Annotated in this window: 18 protein-coding genes; 8 read left to right on the top strand and 10 right to left on the bottom strand. The window is 69.8% G+C overall.

The window, feature by feature from the left end:
• Nucleotides 1-155: 155 nt before the first annotated feature.
• A complete protein-coding gene (locus IPZ69_RS14385) occupies nt 156-2,018 on the top strand; it encodes a GDSL-type esterase/lipase family protein (protein ID WP_235454507.1) in 1,863 nt (620 codons plus the stop codon).
• Complete coding sequence (locus IPZ69_RS14380) at nt 1,948-2,706, top strand: fibronectin type III domain-containing protein (protein ID WP_235454506.1); 759 nt, start codon at nt 1,948-1,950, stop codon at nt 2,704-2,706. Before IPZ69_RS14385 ends, IPZ69_RS14380 begins: the two co-directional genes overlap by 71 nt.
• A 124-nt stretch (nt 2,707-2,830) precedes the next feature.
• Here IPZ69_RS14380 and IPZ69_RS14375 read toward each other — a convergent pair whose 3' ends face one another.
• The 3 genes from IPZ69_RS14375 to IPZ69_RS14365 form a co-directional block, all read right to left on the bottom strand.
• Entirely contained in the window at nt 2,831-3,712 is an 882-nt protein-coding gene (locus tag IPZ69_RS14375; protein ID WP_374293271.1) for an alpha/beta fold hydrolase, read from the bottom strand.
• A 405-nt stretch (nt 3,713-4,117) separates the two neighbouring features.
• Nucleotides 4,118-4,252 carry an Imm7 family immunity protein gene (locus tag IPZ69_RS14370; protein WP_235454553.1) on the bottom strand — a complete coding sequence of 45 codons (135 nt, stop codon included), beginning with the start codon at nt 4,250-4,252 and terminating at the stop codon, nt 4,118-4,120.
• Between the two features lie 88 nt (nt 4,253-4,340).
• Nucleotides 4,341-5,267, bottom strand: coding sequence for a hypothetical protein (locus IPZ69_RS14365; protein ID WP_235454504.1), 927 nt, complete (start codon nt 5,265-5,267; stop codon nt 4,341-4,343).
• Nucleotides 5,268-5,386: 119 nt separating this feature from the next.
• Between IPZ69_RS14365 and IPZ69_RS14360 the strand changes: the two genes are divergently transcribed.
• Entirely contained in the window at nt 5,387-5,902 is a 516-nt protein-coding gene (locus tag IPZ69_RS14360) for a GNAT family N-acetyltransferase (protein WP_235454503.1), read from the top strand.
• Nucleotides 5,903-6,154: 252 nt separating this feature from the next.
• Here IPZ69_RS14360 and IPZ69_RS14355 read toward each other — a convergent pair whose 3' ends face one another.
• The 4 genes from IPZ69_RS14355 to IPZ69_RS14340 all read right to left on the bottom strand — a co-directional run bounded on the left by IPZ69_RS14355 (nt 6,155) and on the right by IPZ69_RS14340 (nt 9,755).
• Entirely contained in the window at nt 6,155-6,613 is a 459-nt protein-coding gene (locus tag IPZ69_RS14355) for a DUF2199 domain-containing protein (RefSeq protein ID WP_235454552.1), read from the bottom strand.
• 309 nt (nt 6,614-6,922) lie between these two features.
• Complete coding sequence (locus tag IPZ69_RS14350) at nt 6,923-7,102, bottom strand: hypothetical protein (protein ID WP_235454556.1); 180 nt, start codon at nt 7,100-7,102, stop codon at nt 6,923-6,925.
• Between the two features lie 120 nt (nt 7,103-7,222).
• On the bottom strand, nt 7,223-8,287 hold the full coding sequence (locus IPZ69_RS14345) for an MBL fold metallo-hydrolase (protein ID WP_235454502.1): 1,065 nt from the start codon (nt 8,285-8,287) through the stop codon (nt 7,223-7,225).
• 256 nt (nt 8,288-8,543) lie between these two features.
• A complete protein-coding gene (locus IPZ69_RS14340; protein ID WP_235454501.1) occupies nt 8,544-9,755 on the bottom strand; it encodes an erythromycin esterase family protein in 1,212 nt (403 codons plus the stop codon).
• Between the two features lie 69 nt (nt 9,756-9,824).
• Here IPZ69_RS14340 and IPZ69_RS14335 point away from each other — a divergent pair, with 69 nt between their 5' ends.
• Nucleotides 9,825-10,634, top strand: a complete 810-nt coding sequence (locus IPZ69_RS14335) for a TioE family transcriptional regulator (protein WP_235454500.1) — start codon at nt 9,825-9,827, stop codon at nt 10,632-10,634.
• Nucleotides 10,635-10,637: 3 nt separating this feature from the next.
• Here the strand turns inward: IPZ69_RS14335 and IPZ69_RS14330 are convergent, their stop codons facing one another.
• The gene (locus tag IPZ69_RS14330) at nt 10,638-11,078 is read right to left on the bottom strand and encodes a nuclear transport factor 2 family protein (protein WP_235454499.1); all 441 of its coding nucleotides are present in this window, start codon (nt 11,076-11,078) and stop codon (nt 10,638-10,640) included.
• Nucleotides 11,079-11,197: 119 nt separating this feature from the next.
• On the opposite strand from IPZ69_RS14330, the gene IPZ69_RS14325 reads away from it, so the two are divergent.
• Nucleotides 11,198-11,770: a TetR/AcrR family transcriptional regulator gene (locus IPZ69_RS14325; protein WP_235454498.1), complete on the top strand. Its 573-nt coding sequence runs from the start codon at nt 11,198-11,200 to the stop codon at nt 11,768-11,770.
• Nucleotides 11,771-11,989: 219 nt separating this feature from the next.
• Nucleotides 11,990-12,403 carry a cytidine deaminase family protein gene (locus IPZ69_RS14320; protein WP_235454497.1) on the top strand — a complete coding sequence of 138 codons (414 nt, stop codon included), beginning with the start codon at nt 11,990-11,992 and terminating at the stop codon, nt 12,401-12,403.
• Between the two features lie 103 nt (nt 12,404-12,506).
• Here the strand turns inward: IPZ69_RS14320 and IPZ69_RS14315 are convergent, their stop codons facing one another.
• Together IPZ69_RS14315 and IPZ69_RS14310 are read right to left on the bottom strand one after the other, a co-directional pair.
• Complete coding sequence (locus IPZ69_RS14315; protein WP_235454496.1) at nt 12,507-14,450, bottom strand: ATP-binding cassette domain-containing protein; 1,944 nt, start codon at nt 14,448-14,450, stop codon at nt 12,507-12,509.
• Nucleotides 14,447-15,352, bottom strand: a complete 906-nt coding sequence (locus IPZ69_RS14310) for a phosphotransferase (RefSeq protein WP_235454495.1) — start codon at nt 15,350-15,352, stop codon at nt 14,447-14,449. The genes IPZ69_RS14315 and IPZ69_RS14310 overlap by 4 nt, the downstream gene beginning before the upstream one ends.
• An 819-nt stretch (nt 15,353-16,171) precedes the next feature.
• Between IPZ69_RS14310 and IPZ69_RS14305 the strand changes: the two genes are divergently transcribed.
• Both IPZ69_RS14305 and IPZ69_RS14300 read left to right on the top strand, forming a co-directional pair.
• Nucleotides 16,172-16,984, top strand: coding sequence for a maleylpyruvate isomerase family mycothiol-dependent enzyme (locus IPZ69_RS14305; RefSeq protein ID WP_235454494.1), 813 nt, complete (start codon nt 16,172-16,174; stop codon nt 16,982-16,984).
• Between the two features lie 253 nt (nt 16,985-17,237).
• Nucleotides 17,238-18,218 (top strand): LysR family transcriptional regulator, encoded by a 981-nt coding sequence (locus tag IPZ69_RS14300; protein WP_235454493.1) that lies wholly within the window; start codon nt 17,238-17,240, stop codon nt 18,216-18,218.
• Nucleotides 18,219-18,356: the final 138 nt, after the last annotated feature.

Genomic DNA, 18,356 nt, shown 5'->3' with positions numbered 1-18,356 from the left:
ATCCTCTCTCGGGCCGGCTCTTCCCTCAGGACCACCGGCACCTTCCCCTCTTGGCAATCCGGGCTCCCGGGACGCCTGCCACGGAATGAGGAGATTCCTTTGACAAGTTCGTTACGCGCCGCCGTGACGGTGCTGGAGGACGGGGTGAGCCGGTCATGGCGCGACGCATGACGACGATGACCACTGAGCGGCACCGCCGTCGGCTCAGACGGACACTGCACAGGTGGCTGGTGGTCCTGCTGGCCGTGGTCACGCTCGGCGCCGGACAGGTCCTCCTGCCGTCGGTCGCCGGCGCCGCCGACATCCCGACCCAGGACGAGGTGCGCACCGCGTTGGCGAGCAGGCCGGGCAGCAACATCTTCTGGACCGGCCGAGTGGGCGCCTGCGAGAGCGAGGACGACAGCGTCAAGCCGCTCGCCGAGAAGTTCGCGAAGTGGCGCGGCCAGAAGACGCTGGAGATGCGGCTCGCCGAAGCGGGCGTCAAGATGCCGCCGTTCGACACCCCGGACAACAACGCGAAGGAGATCTGGCGCTTCGCCTCGGCGGAGTACGCCCGCCAGACCTCCGGCGAGGCATGGGTGTTCAAGGGTAAATGCGTACGCGACGACAACACCTGGGAGACCCGGGAGCTGCCGGAGCTGAAGAAGAGCGGCAAGGTGAAGTGCATCTGGGAAGTCGACCCCGACCACGAGGCCTACGAAAAGCTCATCTGGAACGCCTGGTGGTGGGGCAGCACCTGCAACGGCCCCGTGCACCTGCGCAACAAGGCCGCACAGGCCTGCGTCGCCTTCGACGAGCAGAACCTCGAAGAGGGCTTCAAGTGGCGGCACTTCGACGAGAAGGACGTCAACTCCTGGAGCTACTTCTACGGTTGGGCGTGCATCGGCGGCCAGCCGTACCCCGGCACCAGAGACGACGACATCAGCCCCGATGCCAAGGGATACAGCTACTCGATCGACCCGGACGACAGCGGGCCGAACAACCCCAGCTATATCGTGGGCCACACCGACAACCTGATCGGCTGGTTCCGCAACAGCCGTGACACACGGCCCTACCGGCTTCAGCTCGTCGACCGCAGCAAGTGGTTCGCCCGGCAGCCGTCGGAGCCGTACGAGGACATCTGCACCTTCGAGAACGCGGTCGCGTTCTCCGCTGCCGAGGCCCAGCCCAGGGATCAGTGCGGTGATGCCGGCACCGTCCCGGGCGGCTCGGGCGGCGCCACCAGCCAACCCGAAGCGGACAAACCCGACCCGGGCGACGACACAGGCGCCGTGGGCGCTGACGCCGCTTCGGACCAGGCGTGCAACGTAATGATCGTCGGTGACTCGATCAGCAATGGGTACGAGGGTGACCACACCTGGCGCTACCGCCTGTGGGAGTGGGCTCGCGACCAGCAGTGGAAGGCGAACTTCGTCGGACCGCTGACCGGAACCAGGAAATCGGAGGAGGCCCACCCTCCGCAGCCGCCGCCCCCGGTGGAAAACGGCGGGGAACCCGCAACGGAGGATCCGGGCCCGGCCCAATTCACCGGACCGTACGCCGCGAGCGCCGATCCCGGCTTCACCCAGGGCGGCTCCGCCCACTACGCCATGTGGGGGCGCCGCCTGGGACAGGACGTGGACACCATCGAGCCGGTCATGGACCAGCTCAAAGCCCAAGGCCGACTGCCCGACGTGCTCCTGGTCGAACTGGGCTTCAACGACATCGGCTGGCAGGGCGCCGGCGCGGGCCTGGTCGACACCATGAAGAACTTCGTCGACAACGCCCGCAAGGCCAACCCGGCCGTAAACATCGTGCTGGCCGACGTACCGCAACGGACCAGCCTCGGCAACGCCAACCCACAGCTCCCACAACGCACCCGGGACTACGACGCGGCTCTCGACCAGGCGGTGCCGCAGTGGAGCACGGCCACCTCGCCCGTCGTACTCGCCGACCTCGACAGGCGCGATGAACTGCGACCCCACCGCCACCACTTGCGCCACCGCCTACGACGGACTGCACCCCAACCCGCTCGGTGAATACCGCATCGCGCGCGCCTTCGGCACCGCACTGCACAAGGCGTTCGACATCGGTACGCAAGACCCCCAGGTACCGGACAACGTCCCCGACCGGCAGATGGCCACCCCCACTGGCCTGGCTTTCGACGGCACCCAACAGGGTGTCACCGTGACGTGGAACAAGGTCATCGGAGCCCACAGTTACGACGTGCAATGGCGCGAAGTGGTCTCCGGCACCGACAAACCCTGGGAGACCGCTGTCCCCGCCGCCCAGTTCAACCGGTGGGATCTGCCGTGGCAGTACAGCTTCCAGCCGGTCGACGGTCACCGGTACGAGGTCCGGGTGCGCGCCGTCGCCGGCGACGCCGACCACCTCAAGTCGGCCTGGTCGGCTCCGGTCTCCGGCATCGCCCACCCGACCACGCCCGACCCGCCCGACGAGGTGACCGCCACCGCCGCCGGCCCCGGCGAGTTCGACGTCAGCTGGACCCCCGTCTACGACGACTCGCTCACCCGTTACGCGGTCTACGTCTACGACCAGGACACCCCGCTGACCTTCGCCCGCGTCTACGGCTACGCCCCCACCGTGCGTCCCCTGCGCCGCATCACGGGTCTCACCCCCGGCCACCACTACCAGGTCTTCATCTGCAGCTGGAACGCCGCGGGCGAGGGCAAGCCCCGCATCGCCGAGAAGACGGTGGTGCCCTGACCCTTGACCGGGCACGTCAGGCTTGACGCATCCGAGGGGTGATGGGCGTGGCCCACGCCGCGCCCATCACCCCCGGCATCGAATGCGGCGAGCCGCACATCTGCCATCGCAGCAAGCACAGGCCTCAGCGACCGCTCTTCGCTCCCGATCGCCAGCGTCGGCCGAGGAGGACGACGGCACAACCGGCGGCCACCGACCCAGCGGCTACGCCGCCGAGGGTGATGGCCCGTGTGGCCGACCGCTCGGAGCCGGTGTCCGCGAGGATCGCGCCGGAAGGATCGGCGGCGGTCGTCGTGGTGGCGGTGCCCTGGGCTGCCTGTTCGATCAGGCGGGTGACCGCCCCCGGCTGGGACACCGAGACGGCGTGGGACGCCTTGACCTCGACGGTGTGCGCATGGGCGCGCCGGGCCATGAAGCGCTGCGAGGCCGGCGGGATGTTGCGGTCCTCGGTGGTGATCAGAGTCCAGGAAGGGATCGTCTTCCAGGCGGCCTTGGTGGCCTTCTCCTCCAGGGCCGAGGCGGCCACGGGACGCTGGGCGGCGGCCATCAGGTCGGTGACCGACCTGGGCACGTCGGCGGCGAACTGGTCGTGGAACTTGTCCACCTTGATGTACTGGTCGGTGCCCGTGCCACCGCCGGGAAGGGGGAAGGGCACGTTGTTGAGTGCACTGCCGAGAGTGCTCCCGGGAAACTTGTTGGACAGTTCCAGAGCACCCTCCCCCTCCGCGGGGGCGAAGGCGGCTATGAAGACCAACGCCTTGACCTGGACATCCCCGACGGCAGCCTCGCTGATCACGGCGCCGCCGTAGGAGTGACCGACGAGTACGACCGGTCCGTGCACGCTCATCAGCACGCTGTGGATGTACGCGGCGTCACTTGCCAGCCCGCGCAACGGGTTGGCCGGAGCGATGACCGGATACCCCGCCTGCCGCAGGCGCTTGATCACCCCGTTCCAGCTGGAACCGTCGGCGAAGGCACCGTGCACCAGCACGACGGTGGGCTTCACACCGCCTGCGCCACCATCCGCTGAAGCCGGTGCCGCCGGGACCGCGCACAGGACAGCGACGGCGAATCCCGCCGCCGCGCCGTGGAGACGCCGCGTGTGGCGTCGTATGCCATGGACCGCGCTCATTCTGTTCTCGCCTTCCGTCAGGCCCTACGGCAATCAGCTTCACGCGCCCACGGCGCCGAGCCAGCTCACCCAGTGCAATCGGGTGAAACCGGTACGGCAGTCGGTGTAACCGCTCGCGCGAGAGGCATGGCGACGTCGCGGTGCGGGGAGGCGGCGCGGCAGGTCGCCCGGGCGGGCGGCGTCGAACAGGATCCTGTTCGGGGTCCGGACCGGCATCCCCGGCTCCCGCAACCTGGCCACGATCGGCCGGTGGGGCGACGCTCCCCGAGAACGCGTTGCCTAACCGGTGAAAGGGTCTTCCAGCGTCGGGATGCACGGAGACAGCAGCGGCTCCGTGTGGTGCGTGACCGTGCCCCGAGCGAGCCTGAGGACACATACCTCGTTCTCATGACCAGGGTCTTCGTCATCGCGAATGTGGAGGTCAGCCGTACGCCACGGGAACCGTTCGTGGGCGGCGCCCTGCCGCGGCCGGACCGCTAGGGCGAATTACGGCGAGTTGCTGTCAGACGGAGCGATCCGCACCGTAGTAGCCGTGACGCATCCGGAACCTCATGGGGTCGGTACCGTTCTCTTGGATGTGCTCGATCAGCATCGACCTCAGCGGCTCGGGCAGCTGCATGCCGTGTGCTCGGGTCCATTCGAGCGAGCTGAACAGTGCGGCGGCACCGTCGAGTTGGACCGGACTCGGCGGCCGCGCAGCGCATGCGGTGACAAGGAGGTTGGGTTCTTCGGCCAGGAGCAGGCGTTCCACCGCCATGTCGTACCACATGAGGCCGCCGGTGGACTCCCTGGTGGGGAGCCCGGCCCAGGCCAGCAGGACGCGAATCCGCTCGATCGCGTCGGGATAGTGGTGTCGGGTGACAGCGGCGAGCCGCTCTCCGGCGTCCCGCACTCGACGTGACCAGGTTCCGAGGTCACCACCCTGCGGATAAGCCACGTCCGCGGCCGCTTCGGACAGCCCGGCAGGCGCGCCCTGGACCCAACGCATCCGGCGAGCCTCGGCGTTGGCCTCTTGTAAAGCCCGCGCCGCCTGAGCATCCCGTGAGCGGGTCAGGCCTCGCTCCGCCAGCCATGCGGTGAGCGCCGGACCGTCCCGCAAGTCCGCGTCGCAGTCACCGCCCCCTCGGAGACCGGACTGGTGATGCAGTGTCCAGCAGGCCATCAGTTCGCCGCTTGAGTCGTGCACCATGATGGTCGGCCAGCCGTTGCACCGGCAGCTGTCGCCGGTCCCGCCGTCCACAACGGCCAACAGCTCGGCCAAGTCGGTGATTTCGGCGCCGGTCACCACGATCCGCGGCACGTCGACGGAGTCGGCCTTGTCGGGCGCTCCCTCGACGATCACGACGCGCGCGGCACGGTTCAGCACATCACGCAAGCGAGCTGTCGTCGGCGGGCCTGCGGCCATCCCCGCTATTCCCTCGAAGATCACGGTTGCGAGGATATCGGCAGCTCACCACCTGCGGGCCCGACAGCACCGCTGGTGCACCCGCACTTCGCCAAACGATCCGAACTCCGCATCCTCACCGAACGCCCCGAGCGGGAGACAGCGTGACCCTCATCGTCCCCCAGATCATCCACACCGACCGGCTCACTCTCCTGCCGCTGTCGGTCGAGCACGCCGAAGAGATGGCCGCGGTGCTGTCCGACCCGGACCTGCACACCTTCATCGGCGGCGACCCGGCCACCCCGCAGGCTCTGCGCACTCGCTATGAACGCCTGGTCGCCGGCTCACCCGACCCCACTGTCTCCTGGTGCAACTGGGTGATTCAGCTCCGCGACGCGACCTGCCTGACCGGCACGGTCCAGGCCACGGTCACCGTCAGTGACAACGGACGAGTGGCGGAGATCGCCTGGGTCGTGGGGACGCCCTGGCAGGGGCGAGGCATCGCCACCGAAGCGGCCCAAGGACTGGTCGCTTGGCTCCGGGAACAAGGCGTGGGGACGGTCATCGCCCACATCCACCCCGACCACAAAGCATCCGCCGCCGTCGCGACCGCCTCCGGCCTCACCGCCACGGATCACTGGCACGACGGAGAAGTCATGTGGCAGCTGACGGCCAACTGACCCGCCCAGAGGGAGAAGTAGCGTTCGGCCGTGCGCTTTGGCAACACACCCGGCCCCGGTTGTCGCGCCCGCGGCACGGTTGATCTGCACGGCGGCTGTCCCGTACCGGAAGCCCCCGTCCCGCCAGGGCCTGATGTCCGCGGCTGGGCCGCGCAGTCCGTGCACCGCGACGAATCCCGGGCCCGGCGGCTCAAGCCCTCTGGCGCCGAGGGGTGAACGCCGCTGCCGTGTCGGCCATGTCGGCCATCACGGTTACCCATCGGCGGCGGGATGGAGCACGGCCGCGGCGATCTCCCGGACGCGGTCCAGGGTGATCCCGGTGTGCTGCTCGACGGCGAGGGGGTGGTCGGTGGGTTCGAGCTCGACGAAGGGGCGTTCGCCGAGCGGTCGGGTGTGGACGTTCGTCTTCAGGTTGAGGGTGGTGGGCGAGTACACCGGCAGGTCGGTGGTGAGCCAGCCGAAGTACGGTTTCTCGGACTCCCGGCCCGGCGTGTCCCACCTGTCGGCAGCGCGGGAGAAGTTCTCGCGGCTGAGCGAGACCCAGACACCCCAGGAGAAGACCTCGTTGCCGCCGATGACCGGTATCTCGATGAGGCCCTTGACGAAGTAGTGCTGCCCTTGCACCACGCACTGGTCCGACGAGAGCAGACAGTCCTCGGCGTCGGCAAAGGCCGGATTCCACACGGCCGGGGCCGCGGCCGTGAAGTTCATCGGGAGCTCGGGGTGGTGCGCGCCGCAGCACGAGCAGGAAAATCCGGGATCACTGGTCATGGTGTGGAGCCTAGTGATCTGCGTCGCCGCCCCGGTCGGCACCCACCTGGGCCACCGGAGTGCCGAGAGCATCGCGCATCCGGTGCCCCCTGAGGGAGCAGGGTGGGAATGCTCATGGATGGGCCGACGGGAGAGTCCCGGCGGCGGTCTGCCTGGACGGCTCTGCGGCCAGAGGCCCGCGCGCCGCCCGGGCCGACGCGCCGGCTCGCGTGAGTGCCTGGCCGACGCGCCGCCTCGCGTAAGTGCCGTTCACATGCCGCCGGGCCCGTTCATGGGCACCTGCGACGTCGGGCGGTAGTGGTAGGCGAGGTTGGCGTCGCGGTTGTGGCTGTAGCGATGGGCCTCCGGGTCGCCGTACTCCTTGAGACGTCGGCGGCCGGAAACGATGTCGCGCAGACGAGTCGTAGCGCGGCTGAGCATGGTCTTCACGCGTTTTCCCCCTTGTGCAAGTGGTCCTGACAGGCAGGATGCACCAGCCGACGGAATAGGTTCCGGTACCTGAGCAGATCTTGAGCCTCGGCAACCAGACGAGTTTCTCGGCCAGTTGCGTCAACCAGGGGCAGGTCCCGTGGGATCGGGGTTGTGCGGGGTGGGCCGGGACCAAGGCGCGTCGACGGCTCCGGACTCCGGCCGTAGCCCGAGTTCGCGGAGCTGGTTGACCGCCATCATGGCGGTGAACATCGCGTTCGGGTTGGCGCCCCCGACCTCTAGATCGGCGATGGTTTCCGCGAAGCGGGTGGTGAACTCGCTCGGCCGAACCTGCCTGCTCTCACCGGTCAGCTTGAGTGCCGCCACCTGCAGGGCGGTGGCCTGCTCCAGCAGCCCGTCCAGGTAGGACACCACGTCAGCGCCACGGCGCAGGGCGAAGGTGTGCCCGTCGGTGAGGAGCGTGGCTTCCTCCTCCTCGAAGAGAAGGGAGACGGCGCCGAGCACGGTCTGGATCTTGAGCTGGTCGGCGTCACACATCGCACCGCAGGGTCCGTTGCCCTCGTCGGACAGGTGCAGGACGCCGCAGTCTCTCAAGTGCACGATCACATGCCCGGCACAGTGGCCCTGGCTGCGCAGCACGCGGACCGCGCCGTCGGCGAAGGTCCAGCCGGTGAATCGGAGCGAGCCGATCCGAATCCGCTCCAGCGGTCGCTCCTCGTAGGTGCGAGTCGTCTGGCCGAACGGGCGCATGGGCTGGAAGAGCGACACCACCTTGGCGCCGACCAGTGCGGGCGGCACCGGGAGAGGTGCCAACCCGGCGATGCGTTCGAAGGACCGGATCCAGTACGGCCCGGGGTCCCGCATCTGGTCGAGGTCACGGGCGGGGACGTAGTGCTCGACCGGCACGCCCAGTTCGTCGGCAAGGTCGTTGTTGCCGACGTGGTCAGGATGGCCGTGCGTGGTCAGCACCAGCGCCCGGGACCAGGGCCCGACGCGGTCGGCCGCCTCCCTCAGGGCCGCGCGGAAGGCCGAGGTGACGCCGGTGTCGACCATCACCAGGGTGTCGCCGCTCCGGTGCACGAGGGAGTTGGCGACATCCGGTTGATCGCGCTCGACACGCAGTTCCTGCCCGAGGACCAGCACGGTCCGCTCGTCGATCTCGATCAGGTCACCGAGTGCGGTCATGGATCCTCCCGCGGTCTCGTCCGGGTCCGGCTTGCTACGGAGCCGTGGGAGGCAGGCGACGAGCGTGCGGTGCTCGTGAGTGATGGGTGACGGTGGACGCCGCACGCGGGGCACGCCGACGCGTCCTCTGCGGGCCCTGCCGACGACGTCGACCAGGAGTCCCCTGCCGACGAGCGTACGCCGCACCACGCGTGATGTCCTTCCGGCAGGATGCGGGCCAGGGGCCTGCGCGACCCCCGGCCCGCACGGTGCCAACTCACACGCAGTCGCTCGTCGGGACGTCCTTGACGAACACGAGCCCGTCGCTGTGTGCCAGGTGGGTCGGGGCGAGCGGGGCGTAGCCGAACCAGGGGGAGACGCGGAGCGCGGGCAGCGTGTCGCCGAGGGCGGTGGCCAGGCGCGGGGCGTCGATGACGTAGCGGTCCTCCGGGAGCGCGTACAGGAGGCCTTCGACGGTGTCCGGCGGCGGGGTGTCCACGCCCTGGTGCCGGATCGTGCCGAGAGCCGTGGCCACGAAGGCATACGCCTCGCCGAGCTGGGCACTCACCAGCGCACCGGCGCTCCACCACTCCACCGGCCCCTCCCACATCTGCATCGTGCTCTTCAGCCGCTGCAGGTGGGAGTTGTGGGCGTGGACGAGAGCCGGGCCCCGTTCGGCGAGGGTGAGGAGGTTGTGGGCCATCATCTGGTCCCGCAGGCTCACCAGCCGTGTCATGCGGGCCGGCGAGGTGTCGGCCATCCAGTGGTGGTAGCGCAGTAGGCCGGTGGCGGTACGCCCGTACAGGCGCGCGCGGTCCCAGTCGTCCCGCGAGGTCGCCGTGATCAGGTGTGGCATCTGCGTGTCGAGAAGCGCCACCAGATCGTCGGCGAGCAGCCGCAGTTCCCCGGCCTCGGCCGACTGCCCCGCGGACTGGGCCGGATCCGTCATCGCGGCGGGATTGGTCCATTGGTCGTCGGGGCCGAGCAGGCGGTCGAGCGCTTCCGCGGTGCAGGGGAGCAGGTGCGCGTCCACCTGGGCCGCTAGGTAGGCGTGGAGTGCGGTGAGGGCCTGCCGGGGGCTCGCGGCGCCGGTGATCTCCAGTGGGCCGTCGAAACCGGCGAAGCGGAGCCGCTCGGACGCGGGACGGCCGTCGTTGTAGGCGCGCATCCAGCGCACGAGTTCGCGGTTGCCCGCGGAGGTGCCCCAGCCGTGGCTGAATCCGGTCTCCATGACCTCGTCGAGCGTGCCCGTGCCCGAGGCGACGTACTCGTCCACGGCCAAACCCATCATGCAGTCGCTCTCGATCGCGATCGTCCGGTAGCCCTCCTGCTCGACGAGCTGCTCGAAGAGCTCGTTGCGCAGGTAGAGCAGCGTGTCCTCGCCGTGGGTGGGCTCGCCCAGGGCCAGCAGCCGGGGGCGGGCCGGGAGCAGCCTCATGACGGCGGCAGCCTCGACGGCATGAGCGGTGTCCTTGATGTCGATAGCCATGCCTTCAACGCTATCGTTGAACCTTCGGTTGAAACTTTGCAGCGATACTGCCGCGATATCTTCGGTCTCATGGGGCAAAACCTTCAAACCAGTGAGCGGCTCAGGCCTGTCGATCTGGCGCGCGGGCATGGTCTGTCCACGCAGGCGGTGAGGAACTACGAGGAGGCGGGCATCCTTCCGGCCGCCGGTCGCACACCCCACGGCTACCGGACCTACACCCCGCTGCACGCGCAGGCCCTGCGCGCGTTCCTCGCCCTGGTGCCCGGCCACGGCCACCAGACGGCGACGTCGATCATGCGGGCCGTGAACCAGGGTTCGGCCGACGAGGCGTTCCGTCTCATCGACGAGAGCCACGCCCAGCTTCTCGACGACCGCCGGACCCTCCAGGCCGTGGAGAGTGCCCTGCGCGACCTGGAGCCGACCGCGGCGCCCGAGCCCGGTGTGGGCACCGAGCCGGGCGCGGTGTCCGGGCCCAGTGGCACGTTCATCGGGCCGCTGGCGGGCAAACTCGGAATCCGGCCCGCGACGCTGCGCACATGGGAGCGCGCCGGGTTGGTGCGGCCGCACCGCGACCCGCGGACCGGGTACCGCGTCTACGACGAGGCCGACGTACGGGATGCCCGGCTGGCCCACCAACTCAGGCGCGGCGGCTACCTGTTGGAGCAGATCGCTCCGCTGATCGCCCAGGTGCGCACGGCCGGCGGGCTGGAGCCGCTGGAGGCCGCACTGTGCGACTGGCACGGCCGGTTGTCCGCCCGCGGGCGGGCGCTGCTGACCGGTGCCGCCGAGCTGGAGGCGTACCTCACGAAGTACACATCTCGGCTCCGTAGCAGCCGGGTTGATGGTGATGGTGTCGGTCTGCGGCCTCGCCACGCATGAGCGCTACCGGCCTTCCAGTGCCGCCACCAGCTGCGGCAGGCCGTTGCTGCCCATGATGAGGGCCAAGTGGTCGTGGTAGTCACGGCTGTTGACGATGAGGCCGTCACGGACCCGCAGTACTTGGATGTTGGCGGCCTCGAAGGTCCGTCCGGTCACCCGGTGGTGCACCTGGTAGTCCCACTCGGCGACGATCACCTCCGGGTCATCGGTCTCCCGGACCACCACGTTCGACGAGGTCAGTTCGATGGGTGAGTGCGCCGCGACCTGCGCGAACCGCTCTCTTAGCGTGCCCCGGCCCTCGAACTGGCGTGGTCCGAGCGGCTCGAAGACGGTTTCCACGACGGTGTCTTCGGCATAGAGGTCGGCCAGTTCCGAGAACCGTCCGGCGGTGATGCCGTCGAGCAGCTTGTGGAACACGTCGCGCGGTGACCGCGTTTCGGGCATGGTCAACCTCCGGCCGTCGTCGTCGTTAGAATCGGACTAGTGACTCCGGTTGCGACGATACGGACTGCCGACTCCGGTTGTCCAGATGGTTTGGACATGGGCGGGAAGAGGTGAGAGGGATGGGCGGCGCTCAGGAGCGCCCGTTGCGGGCGGACGCGGCCCGCAACCGAGCCAAGCTGCTGGACGTGGCCACGGAGGTGTTCACCAGCCGCGGCGTGGGCGTGCCGACCGAGGAGATCGCCCGGGCTGCGGGGGTCGGGGTCGGCACGCTCTTCCGGCACTTCCCGACCAAGGAGGTACTGCTGGAGGCGGTGATGGTGCGCCGGCTGGAGACGATGGCGGCCCAGACCGCGCGGCTGGCCGCCGAGTCCGAGCCCGCCGAAGCCTTCTTCGGCTGCTTCCGTCTGCTGATCGACCAGTCCGCGGGCAAGAACGACTTCGCCCAGGCACTGGCCGCGGCCGGCGTCGACGTGCATTCGGCCCTGCGGGAGTCGAGTACGACCATCCGGGCCCAACTGGAGAAACTGCTGGCCGGAGCGCAACGGGCCGGGGCGGTCCGCCCGGAGCTGGGCCTGCCGGAGCTGCTCGCCCTGCTGGCCGGAACAGGCGCGGCGATGGAGCAGCTCGCGGCCGACCCGGCTGCCCGCGAGCGGGTCTTCGAGGTTGTCTTCGACGGGCTGCGGCCACACTGATCGCCGCAGGACTCACGCGTCGGGCGGTCAGAGATCGTCGCCGTGAACCGGTGCCGCATCAGGCAATCCTTGCCCCGTACGGACGTGACGCGCCGATTGGATGCTGGTCCGGGCGGCGTGGGCCACATCATCCGGCGGAACGAGCACACCGCCGATATCCGCTTGCACACCGTCGTCACGCGGGTCAACGTCGCCTGACACCTGACGAAGGCAGAGAAGATGACCACGCAAACCCAGCCCGTCGATCACGAACTCGTCCAGGCCGCAGCGCACGTCGCCCGCACTCGCTGCCGGGGCGACAACCACACCATGGCTGCCGCAGCCCGCGCCCAGGACGGCCGGATCGTCACTGCGGTGAACGCATACCACTTCACCGGAGGGCCCTGCGCCGAGCTGGTCCTCATCGGCGCGGCAGCCGCCCAGGGCGCCTACGAGCTGGACACCATCGTCGCCGTGGGCGACCGCGACCGAGGGGTTGTTCCCCCTTGCGGCCGGTGCCGTCAGGTCCTTCTCGACTACTTCCCCGCCCTCAAGGTCATCGTCGGCAAGGACGACCACATCCGAACCGTGTGCATCACCGACTTGCTTCCCGAAAGCTACGTCTGGGCCGACCACCAGCTCGACGCCGAGTGAACCGCGCCCCTCAGCGGCCGTGGCCGTGCCCAGCGCGGAGGCGACCGCGGCCGCGAGAGTGTGGGGCCGTGCCGTAACCGGCACGGCCCCGTGCTGTGGTCGGTCAGCGGTCCTGGGAGAGGGCGTGCAGTTCGCCGAGCAGACTGCCCTCGGTGGCGACGAGGTCCTCGAAGCGGCCCTGTTCGCGGATTCGGCCACCGTCGAGAACGACGATCCGGTCGGCCATTTTCACGTTGTCGAGCCGGTGCGTGACCACGATCGTGATGCGGTCCGGTGCCATCGCCCGCAGCTCGCGGAAGATCTGGTGCTCGCCCCGGGCGTCCATCTCGCTGGTCGGTTCGTCCAGGACGAGAACGGCGGGCTCTCGGTACATGGCCCGCCCGCACGCCAGGCGCTGCCACTGCCCGCCGGACAGCTCATGCCCGCCCCAGACCGATCGGGCGAGCAGGGTGTCGAGCTGTACGGGCAGCGTGCGCAGCGCGTCAGCCATGCCGACCTGGTCAGCGACCGCCCAGACCCGGTCGTCGCTGTGCTCCCGAGGCTGGCCGAGGGTGATGTTCTCCCGTGCCGCCAACGGCCAGTGCCCGTTCTTCTGCGGGACGAGGCCGACGTGCCGCCACACCGATTCCGCGTCCGCGGTGGCCAGATCGGTGTCGTCCCACAGCACCGCTCCCTCGGTGGCCGTGGTCAGCCCCGTGAGCAACCTGATCAGCGTGGACTTGCCGGCGCCGTTCTCGCCGACCAGGGCGACGACTTCACCCCGGTCGAGGGTGAGCGTGATCGGGTGCAGCGCCGGGGTGTCCTTGGACGTGTAGGTGAAGCCGGCGCCCTGGAGGCGGATCCGCCGGGGCGCCTTGACCTGCGCGGAGCCCCGGGCCGTGGCCAGGGACCGGATCTCGTCGACGAACGCGTAGTAGTCACTGAGGTAGAGCCCGTGATGGAACATCACCGCTCCATAGCGGACGATCGAGTTGAGCGCACGGCCGGCGGTCTGCGAGGCGACGACGGCCGTGCCCGCGGTCGCCGCCGACATCGCGCCCGCGAGGACCAGCGCGGCCAGCGACGCCCACATGCCCAGCGTGAACACACCCGCCAGTGCGGCGGCCAGCAGCGTCACGAGCAGATACGGGCGGGCACCTTCGAGTTCCCGGCCCTCGACCCGGTCGCACATCGTCCGGTACCAGAAGCGCAGGTACGGCCGCATCGTGTTGGCGCGCAGCTCGTCGGCGAGCTCCGCGGTGGTCAGCCACCAGCGCATCATGCCCCGCACATTGCGGGCGGAGATGGTCCGGTCGTGGACGCGGTAGTCGATGCGGGCGGCGATCACCCCGCCGAGCCCCCTCGGGATCACGGACAGCAGGAGCACGCCCAGCAGCAGCGGGTGCAGGGAGGTGAGCACCGTCGCGGCGGACACCAGCTGTACGAGGCCGTTGGTGAGCGTCTTCGCGTCGTCGGCGAGGTCGACGGCACGCAACGCACCGATCTCCGCCGCCCGGCTGCGGTCGGTGAAGCCCTCGGTGTCGTACGCGGAGAGCTCGGCGCACATGTGCAGATCGACCAGGGTGAGGTCGGCGGCCGAGGCGATCTTCGGGTTGAGACGCCGGGTCGCCCAGTCCGCGAGGATCCACATCGTCGCCCCCGCGGCCATCGCCAGGACCGCGACGGTCAGCGCCGGCCATGCCTGTTCCAGCCCCTGGCGGGGCTCGGAGGCGGTCAGCTTCGGCAGGGCTTCGGCGACGGCGCTGAGCATCACGGCCGTCCCCAGGCCGGACAGCAGCTGGCAGACGACGATCGTGACGGTCATGCGCCGGTCGACGGACCAGGCGAGCCGGGCCGTTTGTGCCAGTGCCCTCGGGATCCGGCGGGCCATGTCCCACAGCGTCGCGTCATCCAGGGCACGCCGGTGCTTGCGGCCGTTGTAGTCGAGTTCGGGCGGCGCGGCCGGTTGCGAGGTCCCTGCCCGTGCCGCCGGGACGGCTGGCGGCACGCCGTTGTGGGACGCCGCCTCCACTGGAGGGTCCACCTGTTTGTCCTGGGACGACGTCATGCGAACACCCCCGCCATCAGCCGGTCCAGGGTGCGCCGTCCCCGCCCGGTGAGCGCGGGATCGTCGTGCGCGGGGCCCCGTACGAGACAGCTCACCGCGTCCAGGGCCGCCAGCCCTTTCAGCGCGTGCTGTTCCTCGGGCAGCAGATCGCGGCCGTAGCCCCGGAACCACGCAGCTCGCAGGTCGGGCCGCTCCGCCCAGATCCCGCAGCTCATCGGTACGAAGTCCTGTACTGCCGTGGCGAACCGTGAACGCTCGAAGTCGATCCACGCGGCGCGACCCGGACGCTGGGACCACAGCAGGTTGCGGGACCGGGCGTCACCGTGGATGAACGCCAGTGGGAGGGCCGGCAGATCGCGCAGCCGCTCGGCGAGGTCGCGCACCAGCCGGAGCTCGGCCGGCGTCAGCCTGTCCCCGGCCTGTCGCAGGTGTCGGTCGGCGCTGTCGGCCGCGGCCTGCAGCGCCCGCTCGGCCCCCACACGATGGGGGCCTGACAGGTCACCGGCCGCGTGCAGCAGGGCCAGCAGAGCACCGCCGCGACGGTGCGCGCGGAGTTCCTCGGCGGGAGCCAGGGTCAGTCTGTCGAGCGGGGCGCCGGGGACAGCGGTCAGCAGGAGGGCCAGGTGCTCGGCGCTTGAGGCGCGCAGCTGCGGGGCGTGGCCGGCGCCGAGCGCTGGAACCGCGTGCCGTAGGGCGAAGGTCTCCCGCTCGTACATCAGAGGCTCGGGCTCGACCTTGACGTAGAACCGGATGCCGTCAGGGCGGCGAAGGGCCCAGACGCGGGAATTCTCGCGCGGGTGGGACGCGACACCGTGGCGGGCCCGCGCAACGGACACCTCTGTGCCGAGTTCCTTGGCGGCCCAGGCGAGCAGGGCCGGCGAGGGCATGGTCGAGTGGGTCATGCACCCCACCTCGTAGACGGGCGTGATGCGGATGCGAACAGAACGCGGCGGGCGTCAACCGCGCGGCGGAGACCGGTCGGGGAGGTGGCCTGAGCCCCAGGGTTTTCGAACGTAGGCTGATGGGCGGTGAGTACGAGCACGGGATTCACGGGTTCTCCTCGGTTGGTGGAACGGGCAGAGCACTCCGGACAACGGCCCTGATCACAGGACCGATACGGGTCGCATCGGGCGAATGGTCGAGTGAAAGTTCGATGCGTTAGGTCGCGGCCAAGTGCTGTGGGCTCGAGTGCCGGGCACCTGTCCGTTCGATTCACTCGTCAAGGGGACGGCGGGGAGGCCGTAGCCCGAGCGGGGGATTGCGTGAAGGCGTCGCCTGCACCGGTCTCCTTCAGGAAGAGGTGGACGTGGACGTGGTCTGCGGACGGCACCCTCGTGCACGCCACTGACAATCAGCGGGGTCGGAGACCGTGATCCGGACAATCCGAGGGGGCGCCACACCGACGGCCCGACGAAGGCCGTCCGGCCGCCGACCTGGGCCGGAGGCGGAAGAAAGGATTCTCGAACCCTCGGGTGATGCCCTGTAGTTGAGCGCCGGCCGAGATGGCTTGAACCGGTGCCCGTGTAGGGACTCCTCGCTGATGGCCCGGCGTCGGGTGAGGGTGGGCGCGTATGCGTGAAGGCGAGCGTCGCCAGTGAGCGACACGGCGCGCAGCCGCCCGGAGCTGCGGGTCAGGGCCGTGCCGACTTGCGTTCGAGTGCACTCCAGCAGCCAGACTTGGCGCGACGAGATCCGGACCCACAACAGGACGGCGAAAGCACATGGCGACGACCAGCCGGGCGGGACACCCGCTCCCGTACGACATCTACCGGCAGGCGATCGAGCGCGAGACGCTGACGTTCGCCGAGGCGGCCGGGAGCGCGGATCCGGGGACGGCGGTGCCTTCCTGCCCCGACTGGTCGCTGGCCGACCTCACCCGGCACGTGGGGATGCTCCAGCGCTGGTTCGGCGGGCTGCTGACCGCGCTGGTGCAGGAGCGTCCGACCACCCGGGACGTGGAACCCGGGCCCGACGACGCGCGGGAGCGTGCCGCCTGGGTGGCCGCGGGCGTGCCCGCGGTAGCGGCGGTACTGCGGGACACGGACCCCGGGGCGCCCATGTGGGCCTGGGGCGAGGACCAGCACGCGCGGTTCTGGGCCCGGCGCATGCTGTTCGAGACGTTGGTGCACCGGGTGGACGCGGAACGCGCCGTCGGACAGGAGACGGGGATCGATCCCGTGCTGGCCGCGGACGGGGTGGACGAGTTCCTCGTCAACCTGCCCTACGCGGGCGGCTTCGCCCCGGCCGTGACCCAACTGCGCGGCACCGGCGAGACCATCGCCTTCCGCTGCGCCGACCTCGGCGACGCCGGCGATGTCGAGTGGCGGGTGCGACTGGACCCCGACGGCCTGCGCTCGTTGCCGCCGACGGCCGCGGACGACGCCGGGACGTCCGAGCCGCACGCGGCGGTAAGCGCGTCCGCAGCCGACCTTCTGCTCCTCCTCTACGGGCGCCAGTCGTACGAGGAGCCCGGCTACGAGGTGACGGGAGACGCCGCGCTGCTGGACCGCTGGTTCGCCCACACGGCGTTCTGAACATCAGCTGCCGCGACCGCGCTTCTTTCTCAAGGATCTCAAGGACAAGGGCAGTCCGGTGAATCGTGCCGATATGTACAGACTGAGACCGTGCTGCCGGTGAAACGCCGTCGCGTTCGCGCATAGGTTTTACCGTCCCGTGCTTGTCGCCCTCACAGGTCCGTCGGATTCTTGGTCACCATGCCGTCGGGCAGCTGGTTCTGCTGGTCACGGGGGGTGCATGGGCCCCTCCGCGCTGAGCGGGGGATGCTTCATGCACCTTGAGTTCCGTCACCTCCGCATCCTGCTGACCGTCGCCGAGGCCGGCAGCATCCGCAGGGCCGCCGCACGGCTGCAGCTCTCGCAACCGGCCATGAGCGCTCAGCTGAAGCGGATCGAACACGAGCTGGGCGGCCCGCTGTTCATCCGCGGCGCCGACGGGGTGAAGCCGAACGAGAACGGACAGTACGTCCTGCGCTGCGCCCGTGACCTCGTCGTCGGCTTCGACCGGCTGCGCGAACACGCGCGCTCGGCGGCCGAGGCGGACCGGCAGGCCACCGCCCCGCTGAAGGCCGGCGGAACCGCCGGCCCTTTGGTGTCCCTGCTGGTCACCACCCTCTTCGAACTCGCCCCGGAGCGGCGGCTCACCATAGATGCCCGCCGCTCCGTGCACACCCTGGTGAAGTCGCTGAGCCTGTCGAAATGCGACATCGCCGTGTTCGGCGAGTTCCCGGGCTTTCCCCTTTCGGTCGGCGAGTCGGTGGCGACGCGCACACTGCTCCGTGAGCCGGTCTTCGTGCTGCTCGCCGAGGACCACCCGCTGGCGCGCCGGGAGTCGGTCGCTCTCCATGAGTTGGCGGGGGAGGACTGGGTGATGCCGGAGGCCGACGAGAGCGGCGTGCACGCGTACCTCCATCTCACCTGTCAGTCCGCGGGTTTCACTCCGCGCATCGCCCATGTGACGTCGGACCTGTCCGTGGCGCAGATCCTGGTCGCCGGTCGGCGTGCCGTCTGCGGGGTCTGGCCGACCGCCGATGTCTCCGCCCGGGGTACTGTGCAGCGACCGCTCGTGGACGTCCCGTTCCATCGGCGGCTGGTACTGGCCTGGAATACGGACTCGGTTCCGCCCGAACTCGCCGACGCGGCGTGCGAGCGTCTGCTGGCCGCCTATCTTGCGATGGTGGGGGAGCGGCCGCAGTATCTGGCCTGGTGGGAGGACGGGGGCCGGAAGTTCGCCCTGGGCGAGGGCAGTTGACCGGCCGCTCCATGGGTCCCCCTGCCCTATAGCTCCGCGGTTATATCCCAGATGAAGTCGCGTCAGGGACATGTCACCTACTGAACACTTCGCGTCAACGTCCTAGGACGTCGTCACCCCACGACGAGCGAAGGAATC

The sequence above is a fragment of the Streptomyces olivochromogenes genome, assembly GCF_021538895.1.
Classification (GTDB): Bacteria; Actinomycetota; Actinomycetes; order Streptomycetales; family Streptomycetaceae; genus Streptomyces; species Streptomyces olivochromogenes_A.
The sequence above is the reverse complement of the archived record's forward strand: the minus strand, read 5'-3'. Positions and strand labels throughout refer to the sequence as shown.